Source organism: Bradyrhizobium sp. MI1.11, assembly GCF_055811255.1.
In genome coordinates this window covers 1-22,366 of record NZ_JBVVPM010000020.1, presented here as the reverse complement: position 1 = coordinate 22,366, position 22,366 = coordinate 1, and the positions used below count along the sequence as shown (strand labels likewise).

The 22,366-nt window shown below is 64.7% G+C and carries 26 protein-coding genes and 1 tRNA gene; 19 read left to right on the top strand and 8 right to left on the bottom strand.

Annotated features, from left to right (window positions below; translation table 11 throughout):
* Positions 1-2 precede the first annotated feature (2 nt).
* On the top strand, positions 3-827 hold the full coding sequence (locus AC0L30_RS20495) for an alpha/beta fold hydrolase (protein ID WP_354126889.1): 825 nt from the start codon (positions 3-5) through the stop codon (positions 825-827).
* A 6-nt stretch (positions 828-833) separates the two neighbouring features.
* Here the strand turns inward: AC0L30_RS20495 and AC0L30_RS20490 are convergent, their stop codons facing one another.
* Positions 834-1,487, bottom strand: a complete 654-nt coding sequence (locus tag AC0L30_RS20490; protein ID WP_219682456.1) for a TetR/AcrR family transcriptional regulator — start codon at positions 1,485-1,487, stop codon at positions 834-836.
* Between the two features lie 83 nt (positions 1,488-1,570).
* On the opposite strand from AC0L30_RS20490, the gene AC0L30_RS20485 reads away from it, so the two are divergent.
* The 10 genes from AC0L30_RS20485 (at position 1,571) to AC0L30_RS20440 (ending at position 7,945) form a co-directional block, all read left to right on the top strand.
* On the top strand, positions 1,571-2,509 hold the full coding sequence (locus AC0L30_RS20485) for an SDR family oxidoreductase (protein ID WP_473405019.1): 939 nt from the start codon (positions 1,571-1,573) through the stop codon (positions 2,507-2,509).
* A gap of 26 nt (positions 2,510-2,535) precedes the next feature.
* On the top strand, positions 2,536-3,195 hold the full coding sequence (locus AC0L30_RS20480; protein WP_473256110.1) for an NAD(P)H-binding protein: 660 nt from the start codon (positions 2,536-2,538) through the stop codon (positions 3,193-3,195).
* Positions 3,196-3,276: 81 nt separating this feature from the next.
* Positions 3,277-3,714: a DUF2948 family protein gene (locus AC0L30_RS20475; RefSeq protein WP_007597561.1), complete on the top strand. Its 438-nt coding sequence runs from the start codon at positions 3,277-3,279 to the stop codon at positions 3,712-3,714.
* A 152-nt stretch (positions 3,715-3,866) separates the two neighbouring features.
* The gene (gene hisD / locus AC0L30_RS20470; RefSeq protein WP_035993721.1) at positions 3,867-5,162 is read left to right on the top strand and encodes a histidinol dehydrogenase; all 1,296 of its coding nucleotides are present in this window, start codon (positions 3,867-3,869) and stop codon (positions 5,160-5,162) included.
* Positions 5,159-5,656: a UPF0262 family protein gene (locus tag AC0L30_RS20465; protein ID WP_018453111.1), complete on the top strand. Its 498-nt coding sequence runs from the start codon at positions 5,159-5,161 to the stop codon at positions 5,654-5,656. Before hisD ends, AC0L30_RS20465 begins: the two co-directional genes overlap by 4 nt.
* Before the next feature lie 5 nt (positions 5,657-5,661).
* The gene (locus AC0L30_RS20460) at positions 5,662-6,129 is read left to right on the top strand and encodes an arsenate-mycothiol transferase ArsC (RefSeq protein ID WP_219682453.1); all 468 of its coding nucleotides are present in this window, start codon (positions 5,662-5,664) and stop codon (positions 6,127-6,129) included.
* Positions 6,130-6,285: 156 nt separating this feature from the next.
* On the top strand, positions 6,286-6,915 hold the full coding sequence (locus AC0L30_RS20455) for a Maf-like protein (RefSeq protein ID WP_027565713.1): 630 nt from the start codon (positions 6,286-6,288) through the stop codon (positions 6,913-6,915).
* A 155-nt stretch (positions 6,916-7,070) separates the two neighbouring features.
* Complete coding sequence (yacG, locus tag AC0L30_RS20450; protein WP_473405018.1) at positions 7,071-7,253, top strand: DNA gyrase inhibitor YacG; 183 nt, start codon at positions 7,071-7,073, stop codon at positions 7,251-7,253.
* A gap of 185 nt (positions 7,254-7,438) precedes the next feature.
* Positions 7,439-7,514: transfer RNA gene (locus AC0L30_RS20445), tRNA-Phe, on the top strand.
* Positions 7,515-7,699: 185 nt separating this feature from the next.
* On the top strand, positions 7,700-7,945 hold the full coding sequence (locus tag AC0L30_RS20440; protein WP_007597542.1) for a hypothetical protein: 246 nt from the start codon (positions 7,700-7,702) through the stop codon (positions 7,943-7,945).
* Positions 7,946-7,958: 13 nt separating this feature from the next.
* Here AC0L30_RS20440 and AC0L30_RS20435 read toward each other — a convergent pair whose 3' ends face one another.
* A complete protein-coding gene (locus AC0L30_RS20435; protein ID WP_473405017.1) occupies positions 7,959-9,101 on the bottom strand; it encodes a helix-turn-helix transcriptional regulator in 1,143 nt (380 codons plus the stop codon).
* A gap of 377 nt (positions 9,102-9,478) precedes the next feature.
* Between AC0L30_RS20435 and AC0L30_RS20430 the strand changes: the two genes are divergently transcribed.
* The 4 genes from AC0L30_RS20430 to AC0L30_RS20415 all read left to right on the top strand — a co-directional run bounded on the left by AC0L30_RS20430 (position 9,479) and on the right by AC0L30_RS20415 (position 12,897).
* Complete coding sequence (locus AC0L30_RS20430; protein ID WP_473405016.1) at positions 9,479-9,979, top strand: hypothetical protein; 501 nt, start codon at positions 9,479-9,481, stop codon at positions 9,977-9,979.
* 236 nt (positions 9,980-10,215) lie between these two features.
* Positions 10,216-10,887, top strand: coding sequence for an FABP family protein (locus tag AC0L30_RS20425; RefSeq protein WP_007597539.1), 672 nt, complete (start codon positions 10,216-10,218; stop codon positions 10,885-10,887).
* Positions 10,888-10,906: 19 nt separating this feature from the next.
* Positions 10,907-11,617 carry a RibD family protein gene (locus tag AC0L30_RS20420; protein ID WP_473405015.1) on the top strand — a complete coding sequence of 237 codons (711 nt, stop codon included), beginning with the start codon at positions 10,907-10,909 and terminating at the stop codon, positions 11,615-11,617.
* An 8-nt stretch (positions 11,618-11,625) separates the two neighbouring features.
* Complete coding sequence (locus AC0L30_RS20415) at positions 11,626-12,897, top strand: flavin monoamine oxidase family protein (protein ID WP_473405014.1); 1,272 nt, start codon at positions 11,626-11,628, stop codon at positions 12,895-12,897.
* Between the two features lie 58 nt (positions 12,898-12,955).
* Here AC0L30_RS20415 and AC0L30_RS20410 read toward each other — a convergent pair whose 3' ends face one another.
* Complete coding sequence (locus AC0L30_RS20410) at positions 12,956-13,276, bottom strand: hypothetical protein (RefSeq protein ID WP_219682448.1); 321 nt, start codon at positions 13,274-13,276, stop codon at positions 12,956-12,958.
* Positions 13,277-13,634: 358 nt separating this feature from the next.
* Here AC0L30_RS20410 and AC0L30_RS20405 point away from each other — a divergent pair, with 358 nt between their 5' ends.
* Positions 13,635-15,194: an oleate hydratase gene (locus AC0L30_RS20405; RefSeq protein ID WP_473405013.1), complete on the top strand. Its 1,560-nt coding sequence runs from the start codon at positions 13,635-13,637 to the stop codon at positions 15,192-15,194.
* Positions 15,195-15,203: 9 nt separating this feature from the next.
* Here the strand turns inward: AC0L30_RS20405 and AC0L30_RS20400 are convergent, their stop codons facing one another.
* The 4 genes from AC0L30_RS20400 to AC0L30_RS20385 form a co-directional block, all read right to left on the bottom strand.
* Entirely contained in the window at positions 15,204-15,779 is a 576-nt protein-coding gene (locus tag AC0L30_RS20400; RefSeq protein WP_007597530.1) for a hypothetical protein, read from the bottom strand.
* A gap of 197 nt (positions 15,780-15,976) precedes the next feature.
* The gene (locus AC0L30_RS20395; protein WP_473366883.1) at positions 15,977-17,290 is read right to left on the bottom strand and encodes a tetratricopeptide repeat protein; all 1,314 of its coding nucleotides are present in this window, start codon (positions 17,288-17,290) and stop codon (positions 15,977-15,979) included.
* 13 nt (positions 17,291-17,303) lie between these two features.
* On the bottom strand, positions 17,304-18,314 hold the full coding sequence (locus AC0L30_RS20390; RefSeq protein ID WP_007597527.1) for an aldo/keto reductase: 1,011 nt from the start codon (positions 18,312-18,314) through the stop codon (positions 17,304-17,306).
* A 279-nt stretch (positions 18,315-18,593) separates the two neighbouring features.
* Entirely contained in the window at positions 18,594-19,019 is a 426-nt protein-coding gene (locus tag AC0L30_RS20385; protein ID WP_219682446.1) for a PaaI family thioesterase, read from the bottom strand.
* A gap of 67 nt (positions 19,020-19,086) precedes the next feature.
* Here AC0L30_RS20385 and AC0L30_RS20380 point away from each other — a divergent pair, with 67 nt between their 5' ends.
* Positions 19,087-19,716 (top strand): NUDIX hydrolase, encoded by a 630-nt coding sequence (locus AC0L30_RS20380; protein WP_473405085.1) that lies wholly within the window; start codon positions 19,087-19,089, stop codon positions 19,714-19,716.
* Positions 19,717-19,786: 70 nt separating this feature from the next.
* Complete coding sequence (locus AC0L30_RS20375) at positions 19,787-21,001, top strand: hypothetical protein (protein WP_473405012.1); 1,215 nt, start codon at positions 19,787-19,789, stop codon at positions 20,999-21,001.
* A gap of 167 nt (positions 21,002-21,168) precedes the next feature.
* On the opposite strand, the gene AC0L30_RS20370 is transcribed toward AC0L30_RS20375, so the two are convergent.
* Positions 21,169-21,471, bottom strand: coding sequence for a hypothetical protein (locus tag AC0L30_RS20370; RefSeq protein WP_219682443.1), 303 nt, complete (start codon positions 21,469-21,471; stop codon positions 21,169-21,171).
* 195 nt (positions 21,472-21,666) lie between these two features.
* Here AC0L30_RS20370 and AC0L30_RS20365 point away from each other — a divergent pair, with 195 nt between their 5' ends.
* Entirely contained in the window at positions 21,667-22,146 is a 480-nt protein-coding gene (locus tag AC0L30_RS20365; RefSeq protein ID WP_473405011.1) for a hypothetical protein, read from the top strand.
* The last annotated feature ends 220 nt before the right edge of the window (positions 22,147-22,366 follow it).

The window sequence follows — 22,366 nt, the reverse complement described above, 5'->3', positions numbered from 1 at the left end:
TAATGCCCACCATCACCACCGAGGACGGCGTCGAGATATTCTACAAGGACTGGGGCTCGGGCCAGCCGATCGTGTTCAGCCACGGCTGGCCGCTGTCGGCCGACGACTGGGACGCGCAGATGATGTTCTTCGTGACGCACGGCTATCGCGTCATCGCGCATGACCGTCGCGGCCATGGCCGTTCGTCGCAGGTCGCCGACGGCCACGACATGGATCATTATGCCGATGATCTCGCGGCCGTAACGGCGCATCTCGATCTCAAGAACGCGATCCATGTCGGCCACTCCACCGGTGGCGGCGAAGTAGTGCATTACATCGCGCGCCACGGCGAGAGCCGGGTGGCGAAGGCCGCGATCCTCTCCGCGGTGCCGCCGCTGATGGTGAAGACGGAGGCCAATCCCGGCGGCCTGCCGAAGAGCGTGTTCGACGATTTCCAGGTGCAACTCGCTGCCGGCCGTTCCAGCTTCTACCGCGACATCGCGGCCGGTCCCTTCTATGGCTACAACCGACCCGGCGCAAAGCCGTCGGAAGCGGTGATCCAGAACTGGTGGCGCCAGGGCATGATGGGCGGCGCGAAGGCCCATTATGACGGCATCGTCGCGTTCTCGCAGACCGACTTCACCGAGGACTTGAGGAAGATCAATGTGCCGGTGCTGGTGATGCACGGCGACGACGACCAGATCGTGCCTTACGCCGACTCCGCGCCGCTGTCGGCCAAGCTGTTGAAGAACGGCACGCTGAAGACCTACAAGGGCTTCCCGCACGGCATGCCGACGACGCACGCCGAGACCATCAACGCCGACCTGCTGGCGTTCTTCAAGGAGTGAGCGGCCTCACGCCAAGATTGCCCTGATCGCGTCGAAGGTGCGCTTGACGAAAGCTTCCGGCTTCTCCCGCGCTCCTCCGGCGATCCAGCTCTCGCCGCCGACGCGCATCGCGCCGGTGGCGATCATGGCGACGAGCCGCGCCTTCAGCTGGTCCGATTTGGTTCTGGCGCGCTGGGCGAGCCCTTCGGCCAGCGCCCGCTCGAGCTTCTCGTATTTGAGTTGGTCGCGCGCCCGAAGAGCGGGATTATCGCGCTTGAGCCGCGACATGGCCGCAGCCTCCGCCGGATCGATCCGCTTGAGCGCCGCCGCGATCGCGTTCTCCGCCGCCGTCAGCATGGTTTCGCCCGCCGGCCGCGCCACGACCTCCGCGACCAGCGCGGCGGCGGCGCCTTCCTGCCAAGCCGCGACCACGTCCTCTTTCGAGGCGAAATAATGGAAGAAGCTGCGTCGCGACACGTCCGCCGCGGCCGCAATATCGTCGATGGTCGTGGCCTCGAAACCGCGCTCCAGGAATAGCGCCATCGCGGCGCGGGTCAACCGCTCGCGGGTCGCTTGCAATTTGCGCTGGCGCAGGCCGGTGCCATCGGCGGATTTTGCTCCTGCCGGCAATGGCTTGGTGCGCCTGTTGACTGATTTCCCGGCGACTTTCGAAAGCTTCAAATCACTTCATCACTTGCAAAGTTGCACCCAGTGCACATTTAGACCCGTCGCGGGGCCTTTCCCAGCCCCGACGGAGCTATGGCATGACCGACTGGACCACGGCAGACATCCCCTCCCTCAGCGGCAAGACTGCCGTCGTGACCGGAGCGACGGGCGGCCTCGGCTACGAGACGGCGATGGCGCTGGCGGGCGCCGGTGCCATTGTCATACTCACCGGACGCAACGAGGCAAAGGGCCTGCGCGCGATCGAGGGCATTTGCGAGCGCTTTCCCAATGCGCTGATCGCCTACGAGCATCTCGACCTCGCCAGCCTCGCTTCCGTCGCCGATTTTACCAGGCGCTTCGCCGCCAGCAACGAGCAGATCGACCTGCTCGTCAACAATGCCGGCGTGATGGCGCTGCCAAAGCGGCAGCAGACGGCGGATCGTTTCGAGATGCAGCTCGGCACCAACTATCTCGGTCATTACGCGCTGACGGCGCGGCTGTTGCCGCAGCTTCGCCGGGCGAAGGCGGCTCGGGTCGTCAACCTCTCGAGCCTTGCGCACCGCTCCGGGGCGATCAATTTCGACGATCTGCAGGCTAAGCATTCCTATCGTCCGTGGCGGGCTTATTGCCAGTCCAAGCTGGCGATGCTGATGTTTTCGCTGGAATTGCAGCGCCGCAGCCTCGCCGCAGGCTGGGGTCTGACGAGCCTTGCCGCACATCCCGGCTACGCGCGGACCGATCTGATTTCGAACGGTCCGGGTGCGAACACGTTCCAGTGGCATGTGAGCCGGTGGCTGCAGCCCTTCATCAGCCAGTCTGCCGCGGAAGGCGCGCTGCCGACTTTGTTGGCGGCGACCTCGCCGGCAGCAGAGCCGGGCGGCTACTATGGTCCCAACTGGTTCTTCGAATTGAAAGGGCCGCCGCGGCCGGCGAAGATCATGCCGCAGGCAAAGGATTTCGCCTCGGCGGCCATGCTGTGGGATGTCTCGGCGACGTTGACCGGTATATCCTTCGACGAGATCGCGGCCGCCGCATGAGCCGCGAGCCTGTCGGGGAGGTCCCGATGCAGATCATCATCTTCGGCGCGACCGGCATGGTCGGGCAGGGCGTCTTGCGCGAATGCCTGGTCGATGCCGGCATCGATCGCGTGCTCGTGGTCGGCCGCAGCCCGACCGGCGTGCGCCACGCCAAGCTCACGGAGATCACGCACGGCGATTTCACGGACTACTCGGCGATCGAAGCGCAGCTCACCGGCTTCGATGCCTGCTTCTTCTGCCTCGGCGTCTCCTCGATCGGCATGAGCGAGGAGCGCTACCGCCATCTCACCTATGACCTCACGCTCGCAGCGGCGACCGCGCTGGCACGGCTCAATCCGCAGATGACATTCGTCTATGTCACGGGCGCCGGCACCGATTCCACCGAGCAGGGTTCGCGGATGTGGGCGCGGATCAAGGGCAAGACCGAGAACGATCTGCTCAAGCTGCCGTTCAAGGCGGCCTACATGTTCCGCCCCGGTGCAATCCAACCGCTCCACGGTGCCCGCTCCAAGACCGCGTGGGTGCAGGCCGTGTATGCAGCAAGTTGGCCACTGTGGTCGGTACTGCGCCGGGTCTCGCCGCGGCTCGTCACCTCGACGGAGCAGATCGGCCGCGCGATGATCCGGGTCGCGCGGGAGGGGTATCCGCGAAAGGTGCTGGAGATGGAGGATATCAATAGCCTCTAGTCCAGTGGGGCGTTAGTTCTAGGGAAATTTCGCCGCCCGCGCGCGTTGAGCCCTGTCCGCCCGAAGCAGAAAGCGCCGTCGATGTCTCCCCAGCTCAAACTGATCGCACTCGACGCCGACGACCTCTCCGTGATCTCGGCCCACGTCCAGGACGCCCGCGTGCAGCCCTCGGACATCATCTGGCGGCAAAGCGAAAAGCGGCTGGTCGTCGGCATGAGCCGGTTGGACTGGGAGCAGACACTGGACGGCGAGGCCGAGCCGCGCAGGCTGGTGGCGGCCCTCCGTTTCGACCGCGTGCTCGCCTGCAAGTCGCGCAACATCGACCTCGACGCGCCGGACACTGTCCTGGACCTCGTCGGCATCGAATTCCACGGCCAGGACGCCCCCGGCGGGAGCGCGCTGCTCCTGTTTGCCCAAGGCGGCGCCATCCGCCTCGACGTCGAATGCCTGGAATGCGAACTGACTGATCTGGGGGCGGATCAGCTGGGAGCGGGGTTGGAGGCTGAAGGGGAGGGGTGAAGTGGCATGCCAAGGCCACGCATTCCGCTTTCGCCAGGACGACGCCGGAGGGGAACGGCCCGGCCCAAGGGTTGACGCAGCTTCCCCGCCGCGCCATTGAGCAGGGGCCTGGTGAGCCAAACCGCGCCCCCAAAAACCAGTTAGAAGCCAAGATGCCCGTTCGTCTCGACCGCAGCAGCGCCGATTTTGACCAGCGATTCGGGGCCTTCCTCGCCGCCAAGCGCGAGGCCTCGGCCGACGTCGAGGCGGCCGCGCGAGCCATCGTCGACGACGTGGCGAAGCGGGGCGATGCCGCCCTGCTCGAGGCCACGGCAAAGTTCGACCGGTTGACGCTCAATGCATCCGGCCTGCGCGTCACCGCCGCCGAGATCGAGGCCGCGGTGAAAGCCTGCGACGCAGCGACCCTGGATGCGCTCAAGCTCGCGCGCGATCGCATCGAGACCTATCACAGCCGGCAACTGCCGAAGGACGAGCGTTTCACCGATTCGCTCGGCGTCGAGCTCGGCTGGCGCTACACCGCGATCGAATCCGCCGGCCTCTACGTGCCCGGCGGCACTGCAGCCTATCCGTCTTCGGTGCTGATGAATGCGGTGCCGGCAAAGGTCGCGGGCGTAGCGCGCCTCGTCATGGTGGTGCCCTCGCCCGACGGCAAGCTCAACCCGCTGGTCCTGGCGGCAGCAAAGCTTGGCGGCGTCACCGAGATCTATCGCGTCGGCGGTGCGCAGGCGGTTGCCGCGCTCGCGCATGGCACCGCGACGATCGCGCCCGTCGCCAAGATCGTCGGACCCGGCAACGCGTATGTCGCCGCGGCAAAGCGGCTGGTGTTCGGCAAGGTCGGGATCGACATGATCGCCGGTCCCTCGGAGGTGCTTGTCATCGCCGATGACACCGGCAATGCCGACTGGATTGCCGCCGACCTGCTGGCACAGGCCGAGCACGATTCCAGCGCGCAGTCGATCCTGATTACCGATTCCGCGCGCCTTGCCGCCGACGTCGAAAAGGCCGTCGAGGCGCAGTTGAAGACGCTGCCGCGCGCTGCGATCGCCAGCGCCTCGTGGGCCGATTTCGGCGCCATCATCATGGTGCAGAGCCTCAATGACGCCATTCCGCTCGCGGATGCGATTGCCGCCGAGCATCTCGAGATCATGACGCATGATCCCGACGCGCTCGCCGCAAGGATCCGCAACGCAGGCGCCGTGTTCCTCGGGCCGCACACGCCGGAGGCGATTGGCGATTACGTCGGCGGCTCCAACCACGTGCTGCCGACGGCGCGCTCGGCACGATTCTCGTCGGGGCTCTCGGTGCACGATTTCCTCAAGCGCACCTCGATCCTGAAATGCGGCCCGGATCAGCTGCGTGCGCTCGGTCCGGCCGCGATGATTCTCGGCAAGGCGGAGGGGCTAGATGCCCATTCGCGCTCGATTGGATTGCGCCTCAACCTGTCATGACCCAGCCGCCCGAACAGGACGACTCGACCAATCGCATCGTCGGCGTCACGCTCGACGAGGACTCGATCGGCCGTTCCGGCCCCGACATCGAGCATGAGCGCGCGATCGCGATCTACGATTTGATTGAACAGAACCTGTTCGCGCCGGAGGGCGCCGACGGGAAGGGGCCGTTCACGCTGCATATCGGCATCACCGGCAGCCGCCTGATGTTCGACATCCGCCGTGAGGACGGCACGCCCGTGGTCGCACATCTGTTGTCGCTGACGCCGTTCCGGCGGATCGTGAAGGACTATTTCATGATCTGCGACAGCTACTACCAGGCGATCCGCACCGCGACGCCGGACAAGATCGAGGCCATCGATATGGGCCGCCGCGGCATCCATGACGAGGGCTCGCGCACGCTGCAGGAGCGGCTGAAGGGCAAGGTGCGGGTCGATTTCGAGACCTCGCGCCGGCTGTTCACGCTCATTACTGTCCTGCACTGGAAGGGTTAAGCGCGATGGCGGGTCCGCCACGCGCACGCGATCCGCAATCGGTGCTGTTCGCATGCGCCATGAACAGCGTGCGCTCGCCGATGGCGGAGAGCCTGCTGCGGCACATGTTTCCGCAAGGCCTCTACGTGAAGTCGGCCGGCGCCAGGCGCGGCGAGCTCGATCCGTTCGCGGTGTCCGTGATGGCCGAGCTCGGCCAGGACATCTCCACCCACAAGCCGCAGACCTTCGAGGAGCTGGAGGATTGGGAGGGGCTGAATTTCGACCTGATCATCACGCTGTCGCCGGAGGCGCATCACAAGGCGCTGGAGCTGACCCGCACGCTTGCCGCCGACGTCGAGTATTGGCCGACGCTTGATCCCACCACCATGGAAGGCAGCCGCGACCAGAAGTTGGCGGCTTACCGTGACGTCTGCGACCAGCTCCTGCTGCGCATCCGCCGGCGGTTTTCGAAGGTGGGCGCGGCGAACGGGTAGCATTCGGCGCCCGTAACACCCGCGTCACAGACTGCGGGCACACGCATCCTGTACCCGTGGAATCAGTAAAGTCCGGGTTCCCGGGTTGTGAAATCAGCCCCCGTCCGATAGGTTCCGCGCGCAATTCACCCCCTGCTTCATTCCCCAAATCACCTGATGCTCGGCCGCCCCAAATTCGTTCTCGCCTCCGGTTCGCCGCGGCGCCTGTCGCTGCTCAACCAGGCCGGCATCGAGCCGGACGCGCTCCGGCCCGCCGACGTCGATGAGACGCCGAAGCGGGGCGAGCTGCCGCGCGCCTGCGCCAACCGGCTGGCGCGGGCCAAGGCGGATGCGGCGCTCAAATCGGTGCAGCTCGACGACGAGCTGCGTGGCGCCTTCATCCTCTCCGCCGACACGGTGGTGGCGGTCGGCCGCCGCATCCTGCCCAAGGCCAACCTCGTCGACGAGGCCGCGCAGTGCCTGCGGCTGCTGTCGGGCCGCAACCACCGCGTCTACACCGCGATCACCCTGGTGACGCCGCGCGAGGCCTTCCGCCAGCGTCTGGTCGAGACCCGTGTCCGCTTCAAGCGCCTCTCGGAGGACGACATCCAGGCCTATATCGGCTCCGGCGAATGGCGCGGCAAAGCCGGCGGCTACGCCGTGCAGGGCATCGCCGGCTCATTCGTGGTCAAGATGGTGGGGTCCTACACCAACGTGGTCGGCCTGCCGCTTTACGAGACCACCACGCTGCTCGGCGGCGAAGGTTTCCCGATCCGCTTCGGCTGGCTCAACGCCACCGCCATCTGAGCCGACAAGCCGCTCCTGCAAAAATCGCGAAAACAACCCCATGCACAGTAGAATTGCCCCGCGGAAATCTGGCCGGGACGCCTGCGCGTCCGGCGGAGGAACCCCTTTGGCGACAGGCTCTTGAACTCTCTCACCGCGTGTAAGCTCGGCACCCTATGGACGACCAGGTGAAAAAGCCCGCAAGCCCTCTCAAAACCTGCCCGATCTGCGGCAAGCCGCAATCCGAGGCCACCCGCCCGTTCTGCTCCTCGCGCTGCCGCGACGTCGATCTGAACCGCTGGCTGAAAGGCACCTATGTCATTCCCGGCCGGGATGACGAGGCGGATGGAGAAGAATAAACAAGTAATATCAACATTCTAAGTGAATGATGCCCGCGCAGCACGCCAGCTCCAGCAAGCCCGCCCGACCTTGTGCACAGCCGGGCCGCGCCCGGCGAAGCCTCTTGGCGAAGCCGGGTGGACAGGCAGCCTTCAGCCCACTATAAACCGCCCGCTCGATGGGCTTTGGCCCCTCTTTGGAGCACGCCCAGGTAGCTCAGTTGGTAGAGCATGCGACTGAAAATCGCAGTGTCGGTGGTTCGATTCCGCCCCTGGGCACCATTTTCGCTCGCCACGGGCAACATCTTCCCCAGCGCCAAGCCTCGAGCGCCAGGTCTTGACCAGCCGGCTCGCGCAGCAATCCGTTCCGGAACCAGATCGCGCCCGCCCATTGCTGGCACTCTGCTTGCTCAGCCAGGACCAAAGTCTGGCCTTGGAAGAGAGGCCGTTTCAGGTTGAGGCAAGTGATGCAGGAAGTGTCCCGTTCTGATGCTGGCGAACTCCGGCTCGATGCGTTGGTCGCCGATTTGTGGTGGCGCGTTCGGCTCATGAACACAGACATTCTCGAGGAAGAGGCGAGAGCAGGGGTGTTTGACGTGCTGCAGCCGACATACCCGCTTCTTGCGCTTAATCTTCGCGTGCGACGCGACAATTTGGTCTCGACGATCGGCGTGCTCGAGCAGCGTGCGCGATCAACGTCGGAAGCGGCTTGAGCGCGCTCTTCTGTTACACCGGGAACGTCAGCGATTTCGCGAGCCTGACCAGATCGACCTGGCGTCGGCAGCCCGTCTTTTCGAAGACGTGAATGAGGTGGCTCTTCACGGTGCTGACGGAAACGCCGAGCAAGGCCGAGATCGCGTCTCGTGTGTGTCCCTCGCAGATGAGCTCGAAGATGCGAATCTCGGCCGGCGTCAGGTCATAGAGCTGGTTGAGCGCATCGTGAGGCAATCGCGGCGGCCCGGAGGCTGACGTCACGAACACGGCGGCAGCGGCGCTTTGGATCAGGCCGGATCGCGTGTGGCTGCGTCGCAACGGCAGAACGTGAATGACGAGAGCGTCACCGCCTTGGCGAGGGATCGGGATGCCGATGCCTTTCTGCCCGAGCTTCGTCTCGTCCTTTGCCGCCTGCGCGACCGCCGATTGCAATTTGGCCGTGGTCGCCGCGGATTGAACCGCGATCCGGCCATGCCTTGCCACGATCGGATCGCCGGCCGCGAGCATCGCCGCGGCTGCGGCGTTGGTGTGAACGATTTTCGAATCCTCGTCGGCCAGGACGACGCCCACCGTCAGGGCCTCCACCGTGGCCGCGAATGTGTTGGCCTCCACCGCCTTCATGTCGAACAGATTGCTGATCGTCACGGCGCGACGGATGTGAGGCGCCAGAAGGCGCAATCCGTCGACCTGCACATCGTCAATGCGGCCTGCCGACTCATGCTGGCTGAATATCGCATTTCCAACCATCGTCCTGTCGCGTACGAGGCCGACGGCAACGGCGTCGAACAAGCCCTTGGGCAGGGCCCATTCGCGATAATAGCGGTTGCTGGAAATGATCTCCGACCGGACGGCTTCGGATTGAACGATCGGCTCGCCGAGCGGATACTGCTGAATGCGCTCGGCGCCGCCCCATAGCTCGATGATGTCGGCGCCGTAGCCGACCCCGTTCTGGGCCATCTGGGCCAGGTCGGACCCGGAGACCGCATTGACGACGGCCTTCATATTGGTGAGGCTGGCGACCGAGAGCGCGCCGGTGGCAAAGCCGAACTCGGCGCAAATCTCATCCAGAACCGCGGTCCACCGTTCAGGTGCGATCACACAATCATAGACACTGCCGATGAGGCCCGAGAACTTCTCGACCGAAGCCTGCCGCATTCCAAACCACTCACTTGAAAATAACGGACGTCACTTGAACGTTAGTTTAGGAGTGGCTTCATCGCCTATGATGTATTTCACAACCCTGAGGCAGTGATCTTATCATCGTGATTCCGTGGCACAAACGGGAACACCGAACACAAATGCTTGGGGTGGCTTGTTGGCGACCGCGACGAATTTCGCGCTCGTGCTTTGTCGTCGCTAGTCCAGTGTCTGTTCTGCTCGATGCCTGCTCAAAACTGCAGCAGATGCGATGCGGAGCGCGTCGGCTGGCCGTGTCAGGTTGCATGGTTCTTCTCCATGCAACCTGGATCAGGGCGTGATATCCTGGCCCTCGGGAAGGAATTGACCGTCCCCACATCTGGAAGGACATGGCCATGACGTTGTCATCACGCTTCGTTACGCGTCGCGCTGTCGCCATCTCATCCATTGCACTGCTCCTGTGCGCCCTCGGCGGCACCGCGATGTCGCAACCGACGCCCACCACGACCGCCGCCGACACCCAGCTTCCCGGCGTCACGGTTGAGGCGCCGAAGCATGTGGCGCGGCCACACCGGTTGGCGCATCACGCGACAGCTCGCGGGCCCGCATCGCGCACGCCAAGCGCTTCGACGGCGTCACTGGCGCCGAACTCGGACGCCGCGAAGCTTGCCAAGCTCGCCGCTGCCACGGGCAGCTGCGTCGGCGGTTGTCAATCGAGCTTCAAGACGGGCGACAAGCCCTGGGTTGGTTGCAACGTTTCGGGTGGCGTCTATTCGTTCACGTGCCGTAACGTCGCTAACTACAAGACCTATGACGAGTGCAAGGAAGCAGGACGGCTCACCGGCTGGCGCTCCGGCGAGACCTCGGCATATTGCAGCAGCCTTGCGTTGAAGTAGCAGTGCGGATGGCCTCTCCTCCGATTGCACGAGGCAAGTCGCAAGCGGGTCGACGATCAGCGCGTGATTGACGACACATATCATTCCAGCCGGTCAGTCCAGCCTGTTGTCAGGTGGCTCGCGTCATGGATCGTCTGCGCGTGGCGCCTATGTCCATTCGCGATTGTGAGGCTTGCGAACGAGCCACGCCCGCGCTCTCATGCTATTGCTGCCTCCGCAATGACGCGAGGACACCCATGCTCCCCCTTCCCGCCGATATCTTCACCGAGCCCGAGGACGTCTCGCCCGACGGGCTTGCCAATCTCGGCCCGCTCCGCCGTCTCGCAGGCAGCTGGCAGGCCGACAAAGGTATCGATATCAATCCGAAGGCGGAGGGGCCGGAGCGGCGGACCTTCATTGAGCGCATCCGGATGGACCCGATCGATCCGCAGGCCAACGGGCCGCAGCTGCTCTATGGGCTGCGCTATCACATCCACATCAACACGCCCGAGGAAGACATCACCTTCCACGACCAGGTCGGCTACTGGTTGTGGGAGCCTGCGACCGGGCTGATCATGCAGACGCTGGCGATCCCGCGCGGGCAGGTGCTGCTGGCGTCGGGCAAGGCCGGGGCGGACGACAAGGAGATCTCCGTGACCGCCAAGCGCGGCGACACCGCATACGGGATCTGCTCGACTGATTTTCTGGAACAAGCGTTCCGCACCGATGCTTACCGCTGCGACATCACCTTCAACGACGACGGCAGTTGGACCTATCTGATCCAGACCGAGTTGTTCGTGCGCGGCGCGCCGTTCAACCATCGCGACACCAACACGCTGAAACTCGTCGCGCCGCCAAAGCTCAATCCCCTCGCGGTGATCTTGAACGATCGCGCCACGGGGAATAAGGGCAATGAGCCGGCAGCCTGAGCGCGGCCCGGAGATACGCATGAAGCCTTACGTCATCTGTCTGATGCATTCGAGTCTGGACGGCCGCACCCATCCGAGCCGCTGGCGCCCGAAGGGGGCAGGGACGGACTGGTTCGAGAAGATCCACGACGAGCTCGGCGGCGATGCCTGGGTAATCGGCCGCGTCACCGGCTCGGAGTTCGCCAAGGGCAAGCCCTATCCCGCGACGGCGGCCGCGAAATTTCCGCGCGAAAACTGGTTGGCACGACGTGACGCGATAACCTATGGCGTCGTGCTCGATGCGAAGGGGAAGATCGGCTGGGGCCGCTCTGATATCGGCGGCGATCCGATCGTCGTCGTGCTGACCGAGAGCGTCTCCGATTCGCATCTCGCGGGGCTCCGCCGCGAGGGCGTGTCCTATATCTTTGCCGGCAAGTCCGAGATCGACCTCGCCCTGACGCTGGACATTCTCAACCGCGAGCTCGGCGTGAAGCGTCTGCTGGTGGAGGGCGGCGGCGTCGCCAACGGCGCGTTCCTGCGTGCCGGCCTGATCGACGAGTTCGATCTGATCCTTAGCCCCGCGATCGACGGCGCCAAGGGCGCGCCCTTCGTGTTCGATTCCACGGATGCCGATGGCGACCGGCGTGCACCGCTGAGCGCGATGACGCTGGAGAGCACGCGAGATCTCGGCGGCGGCGTCCTGCTGCTGCGCTATCTGATCCAGAACGATCCGCAGGCCGTGGGCAAGTAAGCACCGACATGTCGGCAACATCAGAGCATATCGTCATCGTCGGTGCCGGCGCGGCCGGCCTGATGGCGGCGCGCGAGCTGGCGTGCGCGGGCAGGACGGTGACGATCCTGGAGGCGCGCGAGCGCTGCGGCGGCCGCATCCATCCGCTGTCTGTTTCGGAGTTCGGCTACCCCGCCGATGGCGGCGCCGAATTCGTCCACGGCGAGGCGCCGGTCACGCGCGCGCTGCTGCATGAGGCCGGGCTGTCCCTTCAGGAAATCGAAGGCGAGCGATGGGGCTTTGACGGCGCAGACATCGTGCGCGAGGACCGCCACGATCCGCTTGAGGCTGAGCTGCACGCCGTGGTTCGGGAATTGAATGACGATCTCACCATCGCCGATTTCCTGCGCCGGCATTTTGCCGGCGATGAGCATGCGGGGCTGCGCCATTCGATCGAGCGAATGGTCGAGGGCTACGATGCGGCCGATCCCGAGCGCGCCTCCACGCTGGCGCTGCGCGAGGAATGGATGGCTGGCGGGCACTCTCCGCAGGCGCGCATCAAGGGAGGCTATGGTGGGATGATCGACTTCCTGGCAGCCGAGTGCCGCAAGCTTGGCGTGATGTTTCGCTTGGGCTGCGTGGTGTCGGCGATCGAGGAGGAGGGTGGCGCGACCGCCGTTCGCTGTATCGGCGGCGACGTGCTTGGCTGCAATCGCGTGATCCTCACTGTTCCGTTGCCGCTATTGCGCGAGATCGGGCTGCCGAGCCGCGCGCGCGCGAAGGCGGCGGCGGCCGACGACATCGGCTTCGGTAACGTTATAAAGATCCTGCTGCGCTTCAGGCGGCCGTGGTGGCGCGAGCGCAAGGAAGAGCTCGCGGACATGAGCTTCCTTTTGTCCGACCAGACCGTCCCGGTGTGGTGGACGCAATATCCGAACCGGCATCCCGTGCTGACCGGATGGTTCGGCGGCCCGCGCACGGCAGCGCTGTCGCACCTCGACCCGCAAGCGCTGATCGATGCCGGGCTCGATTCGCTTGCGACCGTGTTCGGCCTCTCGCGCGAGGATCTCGCGCACGAGCTCACTGCGGCCGTTGCGACCAACTGGGCGGACGATCCCTACGCCCGCGGCGCCTACTCCTGGGCGACGCCGCGAACGCGCGAGGCGCAAACGATCTTCGCGCGCGCCGACGGTCCGGTGCTGTTCTCCGGCGAGGCGCTCTATCGCGGAGCCGACATGGGCACGGTCGAAGCGGCGCTGGCGAGCGGTCAACAGACGGCGGGGATGATCTTGCGGGGATAGGCTGACGAGCAAAGAAAAGCCCGCATTTCGCGAGCCTTTCGTGTTGCTGCCTTTCGTCTTACCAGCGGCTGCCGCCGAAGCCGAACGTCACGCTGGGACCGCCGCCGCCGTAATATCCGTACGGTCCGCCGCCGTAATAGCCGTGGTGCCGCGGGTAATAGCCGTAGCTCCGGTAGTGCGGACGATGAAATCCGTGATGGTGGTGAGGACGCCAGTGATGGCGATAGCCGTGATGGTGGTGCCTGTGCTGCGCGCTGATATCGGTCGACTGGCCGGCTGGCGCGTTGTGTTTCGCGCTTGAATTGTTGGCCGCGTTCGCCGCGGATCCGCCTGCAAGCGCCGCAGCACCGACGGCTATCGCGACAATGAGATACTTCATGTCATTACTCCAGTTGAATGTCGTGTGACAACACGTGGTCATCCGGCGCGTTCCGGTCAGTGCGGGCGTCGAAACGACGCAGTTTCATTGGCGTTCGATTTGCGCGGCTGCGTGCGTCTCGTGAGATTTATTGTCGCATCGCGGGCGTCGATCGCAACTCTGCCATCACTCTGCCGCGAATGACGCAATCACGTCATCGGTGGAGAGTCGCGAAAGGCCGCCATGCCGGGGGCTGATCAGTCAATCGCTCAACTCAACGTGATCCTCATGCGCGTTGCGCTTGATCCAGCGCAACTCCGGCCAGTGTCTCCCCATGCAATGTCGCCGCGACAATTCGAATTGCAGATCGAGGCAAGACATGAAGGCGTATTTCATCGGTGGCGGCATTGGATCGCTCGCGGGCGCGGCGTTCCTGGTTCGTGACGCGCAGCTGCCGGGGCGGGACATCGTGATCTACGAGGCGCAGCCGCTGGTCGGCGGCAGCCTCGACGGCGCGCTGCTCGCGAACGGCGCTTATTCGCTGCGCGGCGGACGCATGCTCACGACCGATCACTACGAATGCACCTGGGACCTGCTGTCGAGCATTCCCTCGCTCGAACATCCCGGCCTCAGCGTGCGCGAGGAAACCGTCGCGTTCAACACCGAGAACCCGGCGCATTCGCAGGCGAGGTTGGTCGATCGCAACCGCTTCAAGCTCGACGTCTCGCATATGGGATTTTCCGCGCGCGACCGGCTCGAGCTGCTGCGGCTCACGGAGGCCTCGGAGGAGACGCTCGGCAACAGCCGCATCACCGACTGGCTGTCGCCCAAATTCTTCGAATCCAATTTCTGGTACATGTGGCAGACCACTTTCGCCTTTCAGCCCTGGCACAGCGCGGTCGAGCTGAAGCGCTATCTGCATCGCTTCATGAACGAATTCCCGCGCATCGAGACGCTCGCCGGCGTCAAGCGCACCGTCTACAACCAGTATGACGCGATCGTGCGGCCGCTTGCCGACTGGCTCAAGGGTCAGGGCGTGCAGTTCGTGCGCGGGACCGCCGTCACCGACATGGCGATCGAGAGCGAGGACGGACGCTTGCGGGTGCGCCAGCTCGTACTCGACCGCGACGGCCGCATCGCCAATGTCCAGATCGAGGACGGCGACCTCGTGTTCTTTCAGAACGGCTCGATGACGGATGCCTCGAGCCTGGGCTCGATGACCGAGCCGGCTCCGCGCCTGACCAAGTCCGACAGCCGGGGTTGGGCGCTGTGGGAACAAATCGCGGAGGGACGTCCCGAATTCGGCAAGCCGTCCGCGTTCAACGCGTCGATCCCGGAATCCTATTGGCTGTCATTCACGGTCACCTGCCGCGATCCGCGCTTCTTCGACAAGATGGAGGCGTTCTCCGGCAACAAGGCCGGCACCGGCGGCCTCGTCACGTTCAGGGACTCCAACTGGCTGATGTCGGTGGTGCTGTATCACCAGCCGCATTTCGCCGGACAGCCGAACAACGTGCAGGTGTTCTGGGGCTATGCGCTGCATCCCGACCGCGTCGGCAATTTCGTGGCCAAACCGATGTCCGATTGCAGCGGCGCCGACATCCTGAAGGAGCTTTGCGGGCATCTGAATTTCGACCTTGGCGTCTTCGAGGATGCGATCTGCGTTCCCTGCCGCATGCCCTACATCACCAGCATGTTCATGCCGCGCAGCGCGACCGACCGGCCGCTGCCGGTGCCCAGGAATTCCGTCAATCTCGCCTTCGTCAGCCAGTTCGTCGAAATCCCCGATGACGTCGTGTTCACCGTCGAATATTCGGTGCGCGCGGCGCAGACGGCGGTCTATCATCTGATGAAGATCGATCGCCCGGTGCCGCCGGTGACGCGGCACGACAAATCGCTCGCAGTGATCTTCGCAACGCTGGAAAAGGCGTTCACGTGACGGGTCGAGTTATTTGAACGGATCCTGGATCGATGGCGCCGACTGCCTGATACGACGCACGCTCACGGGCGTGCCGTCGGAAACGAACAGCAGTTCGTAGCGGCGGCCCTCGCTGTCGGTGGCGGAGCAGGTGACATCAGTCACCTTCTTGGCGGCGAAATTGCCGGTCTGGCGGCAGAGGCCGGTGGAGGTCTGCTCGGCCGGCACTGGCAACCCGTCGACCTTGGGGCGGTCCTTGGAGTTGAGCAGCATGCGATCGATCGGCAGCTCGTAGGAATTGTCGTCGGCGCGCTTGCCGTTCTCGCCGGAGAACGACACGACGTGATTGTGATCGGCGGGATCGTCGACCGCGACCGCGAAATTGACCCGGCCCTTGTCACCATGGGCGTAGGCCACCGTCTTGCAGGCGAAGGTGCGCCCGGCGACCTTCAACGTCTTGCAGTGGCCGGACATCAGCGCCAGCAGGTCGACGTAAGCGTTTGCGGCCGGAGGGTTGTTGACGGGAATCGACAAGGAAGACTCGGCAAAACAAGGGCTTGCCAGGCTGATAAGGGCGGCGGTGAGGACTGGTCGGCAGAGGCGCATCGGGAGGCTCACATGCCAGGGAACCACGGAAAAGTTCCGTCCGATAACCAGCGAACCGCAAATTGGTTGCGATCCCGTTTGTTCTGCCGGATCCGTCTGAAATACCACCGCGCCACCCCAACGGCGATTCGCCCGTATCGCCCAACCCATTCCCGGCCGGCACTTGCCGCCCGGCCGGTGTTTTTTTCGTGGCGGAGCTACCCCATTGCCGCCTGCCAGCGCGTATCGCGCAGGGAGGGACGGCGGTGCAGGCGCGCGTCGAGCAGCGCGCGGGCGCGCGGCAGGTCGCCGCTGCGCATGAGGGCAACGACAAAAGTGTCCTCGATCAACTCGCGCTGGGCATGGCTGCCGCCGACGCGCACGACCTCGCCGAGGACCGGCGCGAGCATTTGCACGCATGCCGCGTAATCCTCTTCCGCAAAGGCTGCCAGCGCACGGCAGACCGCGGGCACCACGGGACCGGCCGGAAGCTTGCCATCGGCGAGCCGCTGCTCGATCGCGGCAAGACGTATGGCGAGCGCCTCGCGATTTTGCGTCGCAGCCGCGAACAGCGCCATGTGGATGTCGGCGAAGGGCAGGCTCGATTTCGGAAACAGCTTTTGCGCGGTGGCATCGGCTTCGACCCATAGCGCTTTCGGCACGGCGTGGCCGTAAGCCGACAGGCGCCAGAGCAGGGACGCGGCGTCGGTGACGACGTTGAGCGGCGGCGCCTGCGTCGCCTGCGGCTGCAGCACGTCGGCATAGATCGCGAGCGCCCGCGCGGCATCGCCATGCTCCAGCGCGCCGAGCGCCTGATGCCAACGGATGTGGCCGTGCAAAATTCCAGCCCGGTCGTAAGAGGGTATCCAGTCGTCGACGAGTCGGTCGGCCGCCTCGATCGAACCGTCCTCGAACATCGCATGCAGCACGGCGTGCGCGGCGTGGGCATTCTGCCGGCGCAGGTCGAAGCCGCGCTCGGTGATACCGCGACCGCGACCGACATTGCCGTTCTCGGTCATCGCCCAGCCGTACATGGTGAGGAACCACCAATCCTCGCCATAGTGATGCGCCACGCGCTCGCACAGCTCCTGCCGCGCGCGGTCGTGATCGGCCATGCCGGAGAATGCGAACAGGCCGAAGGCGCCGAGCGGCAGCGACAGCACCAATGCATCGCGCGGCCACGCCTCGACGTGCTTCATCGTCGCCGCGATCGCCTCGGGCAGCCGGCCCTCGATTGCGAGCGCCAGCGTCTCGACATGCGAACGCTCGCGTTCCGTGCCGCGTGTCGCCACGAGCTCACGCGCGAGTGCCGCCTTCTGCCGTGCCAGATCGCCTTGCTGATAGAAGCCATGCAGGCGGCCGCGGGCGATATGGGCCATCGCAAAATCCGGATCGGCCGCAATCGCGCGCTCCAGCGTTTCCGCCGTACCGGTCCAGCCCGCGAGCATGAGGTCGACGCCCTCACGATAAGCGGATGCCGCCTCGGGCGAAGAGGTAGAGAGCGGCAGGCCGTAGCGATCTTCGAGGGCCATTCCTGTCTCCGGCTCAAGCCGTCCGCGCGCGACGTCCTTCAATCGGATAGGCCGGGTCGTTGTAGCCCGGCGTCGAGGGATGCCCCGGCACGACGAGCCTGTCGATCAGCGCCTCGTCTTCCGCAGTGAAGCGATAGTCGAGCGCGCCGGTGTAGCCGTCCCATTGCTCCTCGGTGCGCGGCCCGGCAACGATCGAGGAGACAAAGGCGGAGTTCAGCACCCAGGCGACCGCGAACTGGCCTGCGGTGATGCCCTTTTTCTCAGCGTGGGCCTTGATCTCCTGCGCCAGCTGAAGCGATTCCGGCCGCCATTCGGTCTGCATCATGCGCGTGTCGTTGCGGCCTGCGCGCGTCTCCTTGTCGGGAGCCGCGTCGGGCTTGTATTTGCCGGTCAGCACGCCGCGCGCCAGCGGGCTGTAGGGCACGATGCCGAGGCCGTAATAGGAGCAGGCCGGGAAGTGCTCGACTTCGGGCATGCGGTTCATGGCGTTGTAATAGGGCTGGCTCACCGCGGGCCGGTCGATGCCGAGCCGGTCGCAGATGTTGCAGATTTCGGCGACGCGCCAGGCGCGGTAGTTCGAGACGCCGAAATAGCGCACTTTGCCGGCGCGGATCAAATCGCCCATCGCGCGCACCGTCTCTTCGAGCGGCGTCGCATGGTCTTCCTTGTGCAGATAATAGATGTCGATGTGATCGGTGCCGAGCCGCTTGAGGCTCTCATCCGCCGCCTGCAATACCCAGCGTCGCGACAGGCCGACACGGTTGGGATCGTCGCCCATGGGATTGGCGAGTTTCGTCGCGAGCACCCAGGCGTGACGGTTGTTGCCGATCGCGCGTCCCACGACCTCTTCGGATGCACCCTTCGAATAGGCATCCGCGGTGTCGATGAAATTGATCCCGGCCTCGTGCGCCTTCGCGATGATCCGCTTTGAGGTGGCTTCATCGGTCGGCCCGCCGAACATCATCGTGCCCAAGCAGATCGGCGACACTTTGATGCCGCTGCGGCCGAGTTGGCGATATTGCATGGGCTGTTTCCTCAACGCTTGTTGACACGCCAGCATAGCCGTCTCACTCCGTCATTGCGAGCGCAGCTAGGCAATCCAGAGATGCGTCTGCGGAAAGATTCTGGATTGCTTCGCTGCGCTCGCAATGACGAGGTTGGGGGAGCAGCTTGCTACGCTCTCAGCTGTCATCGCCCGGCTTGACCGGGCGATCCAGTACGCCGAGAGGATAGTGATGACCGGAGAAGCCTCGGCGTACTGGATTCCCCGCCTTCGCGGGGAATGACAGCGTTGGGTGTGGAGTTACCCCGGCCCCTTCAAAATCTTGAACACACCATTGGCCATCACCACGCAGCGGCCGTCCACGCTGACCTCGGTGCTCATGAAGATCAGGCTGCGCGTCGAGCGCACCACGCGCGGGCGGGAGATCAGGATGTCGCCGATCTGGCCGGCTTCGACGAAATGGGTGTCGAGCTGCACCGTCGCCATGAACTCCTTGCCGGAGACGTAGCGGGCGGTCATGCCGCAGGTACGGTCCGCGAACGTCATCATCACGCCGCCCTGGACCATGCCGCGGCGGTTGTGGTGCTTGTCCTCGGTCGCAAGTGCGAATTCGTGTTGGCCGTCGACCTTGCGCTCCCACAATGGGCCGATCAGATGCATGAAGCCCGTGGTCTCCAGGATGGTCCAGCCGTCTGATTTCAGCCGTGCGGCGGCTCTGTTGGTCATGTCTCGTCCATTCCTGAGCGGGTCGTGCGATCTCATTTCATCGGGGCCGGACGTGGTGTAGTCAAGCATCATGAGATCGTTCGACGATGCCACACGGCGGAATATCGCGGCCGCCTGCGCGGCCTTCACGCGGCTGCCGGAGGACGAGGCGCCGGCGGCGTTGAAGCGCGCCGCGGTGGCAGTTGCGCTGACTGCGGCCAGCGAGAGCGATGACACAGCGTTGCTGCTCACGCTGCGCGCATCTCATTTGCGCGCCCATCGCGGTCAATGGGCCTTGCCCGGTGGACGCTGCGATGCCGGCGAGACGCCGGTCGAGGCGGCGCTACGCGAGCTCGACGAGGAGCTCGGCCTCCAGCTCACCGGCGCGGAGGTGCTCGGGACGCTCGATGATTATCCGACCCGCTCCGGCTATCTGATCACGCCGGTCGTGGTCTGGGCCGCCGACAATGCCGCGATCAAACCAAACCCCGACGAGGTCGCCTCCGTCCATCGCATCGCGCTTGCGACGATCGAGCGCGAAGATGCGTTTGATTTCGTCGGGATCCCCGAGAGCACGCGCCGTGTGATCCGCTTCCATCATCAGTCGAGCTTGATCCACGCACCGACGGCGGCGTTGATCTACCAGTTCCGCGAAGTGCTGGCAGGACGGCACACCCGCGTCACCGAGCTGGAACAGCCGGTATTCGCCTGGAAATGACGCGAGGGGCGAAAACGAGGTAAACGGCGCGTTAACGTGACAGTTACCGGATGCCTGCTAAGAGGGCAGCATGCATCGATCGATTCGAAATGCCGTGAGACTGGTTCCACTCGCGCTCGTCCTGCTCGCGCCTGCCGCGCGCGGGGGCGAATCCGACGCGCTGCCGCCAGCCGTCCGCAATGCCAAAGCCCAGCTGTTGTCGCAATTTTTCGCGCAAGGCGGCGCGTCGCCGGCCGTGCTCGAATATCGCCGCAAGCTGCAGGAGTATCAGGCGGCGCGTGCTGCGTTCGACGAGGAAGCCGGCGCATATTGGAGTCAGATCTCCGAGAAGCGGAAAGGTCGCAACGCCAAGCGGCGCAGCGGGCAGCAGATCACGCTCGACGATTACGTGCTGGAGCATCCGCCGCTCTATAACGGGCCGAAACGGCCGGTGAATCCGGAGCCGGAGGAAACCCCGGACCGCCCGACGAAAAAGCCGATCCCCGTGGTCGCCGATCTGCTGCGTGCGGCGCAGGAACTCTACCAGTTCACGCCGCAGCGGCCCTCCAGCGAGGTCGAATTCAAGCGCGTCTATGCACGCTACGCGCTGGCCTCGGGGCTGACGCGCGAGCAGGCGGTGCGGGTCTATGCGTTCGAGACCGGCGGCACCGGCAGTTACGACGTGCAGGCGGGAATCGAGCATGGCGGCAAGCGCGCCATTTCGACCGCGATGGGCTACAACCAGCTGCTGACGACCAACAGCGTCGAGCTGCTGGCCGAGCAAGGCCATGAATTCATCCGCGCGCTCTCCGACAGGGTCGCGCGGACCTCGGGCCCGGCGCGACAGTCGCTCGAGCACAAGCTCGCCGTTCTGAAGAAAATGGTGGCACATGCCAAATCGGTGCCCGACACCTGGTCGGAGCACGAGAAGATCGGCAACACCGCGCAGGGCTGGGCCATGCATGCCATGGTGCTCGACATCGACATCGGACCGATGCTGCAGACCCACAAACTGCTCACCTCGGTGCTGTTTGCGCGCGCCAAGGGCTATAGCCGCCCGCTCAGCGCGGCCGAGCTCGAGATGATGAACCTCACTGGCGACGGCACCGGCCTCGACATGGTGACGATGCCGCCGGCGATGCGCGAGCAGGTGCCGACCTCGAACTTCTTCCAGCGCGGCGGCTACGAGCGCAACCCGGTCGCGATCCGCCACAACACGGTGGCGAAGCTGCTGGCGGTGACGGATACGAGGATGGACAGCAACAGCAACAACGCCGGCGCGCGCGAGCTGGCGGGGGCGTTCTAGCCGTTCGCCCTGCCACACCTTCCGCTGTCATGCCCCGGCTTGACCGGGGCATCCAGTACGCCGCGGCCTCTCGATTCAATCACGACGGCCTCTGGAATACTGGATCACCCGCTTTCGCGGGTGATGACACCGAGTGTGTGGTGGCGCCGTCGCCCGCCATCCCCGCCCTACTGATCCGACCCGAACTTGAACTTGCCGTCGCCTTCCAGATACGGGCCGCTGCGCATGTAGAGCTGGCCGTTGTGGCCGATGAAGAACAGCGTGCCCTTTGGCACCTTCTTGGCGCCCTTCAGAAGTTCGCCGGCATTGCTGGTGCCCATCTTGTAGGAAAAGGTCTTGCCGTCCTTGTCATAGGCGTAGCCGGTGTCAGGCTTGAGCTCCCAAGGTGTTGCAGCGGTCTGCGCCAATGCGGGCGCAGCGAACGCGCCGAGCACGGCCGTCACCAGAAAAATCCTTGTCGAAAATGCCATCACCCTATCCTCCCCATCGAGGCGCCCCGGCTTGAACAAATCACGAACGGCGCTTCCAGGTCAATTTGCGAAAGCGCCGCAGCGCATCACGTCTTGCCGAGCAGTTTGTGATTTTCCCTTCGTCCCCGCGCGACTATGTTCCGCTTTCCGTCTAGAACGCAATTCGACAAAAACATTGGGTAGGGGATGATTCGAATGAACTTCGTCATTAAAGCTTGCTGGGCCGCCGGCCTGTTGCTGACGGTGCTCGCGCCGGCCGCCCGGGCCGATGATTACCAGCTCAGCCACAACCAGAGGATTTCGTGCAGCCGCGGCCTGGCCCCAGGCAAGCTGAACACCGCGACCTGCAAGTCCTACACATATCTCTTCAACACCAAGACCTCGGAATATTTCCGTTGCCAGGTCTCGCTGGCGCTGACCCGCGACAACAAGGAAGTCATCAACGTCCAGACCGACGGCGCCTGCACCAAGAAGCCGCGCATCTTCGAGACCGACGGCCATTACGATTTCGACGCCACCGAGACCGAGCCGCCGAACACCAATTCGTTCTTCGGCCCCGGCGGTTACTCGGTCTGGGCCGCCGACGTCGGCGCGCAGAAGGTGCGCGGCTGCATCATCATCTCCTCCGGCCTCGGCTCCGACATCTCCAAATGCCTGGACATGAATTTCCAGTAAGCGTTTGCCAGTGAGAGTTCACCAGTGACGGTGCGCTCCCTGCTCGCTTGCGCGGAGGGTTGGGGAGAGGGTGTTTCCGCAATGGGGCAATCCCCCAGAGGAGAAAGCCCTCACCCGGCGCTTCGCGCCGACCTCTCCCGCACGCGAGGGCTTTGCTTAATTGGCCGAGCGGGAGTGAGGCTCGATATGGGGTATTTTTTTGTGCGGCCTCGGATGGCGC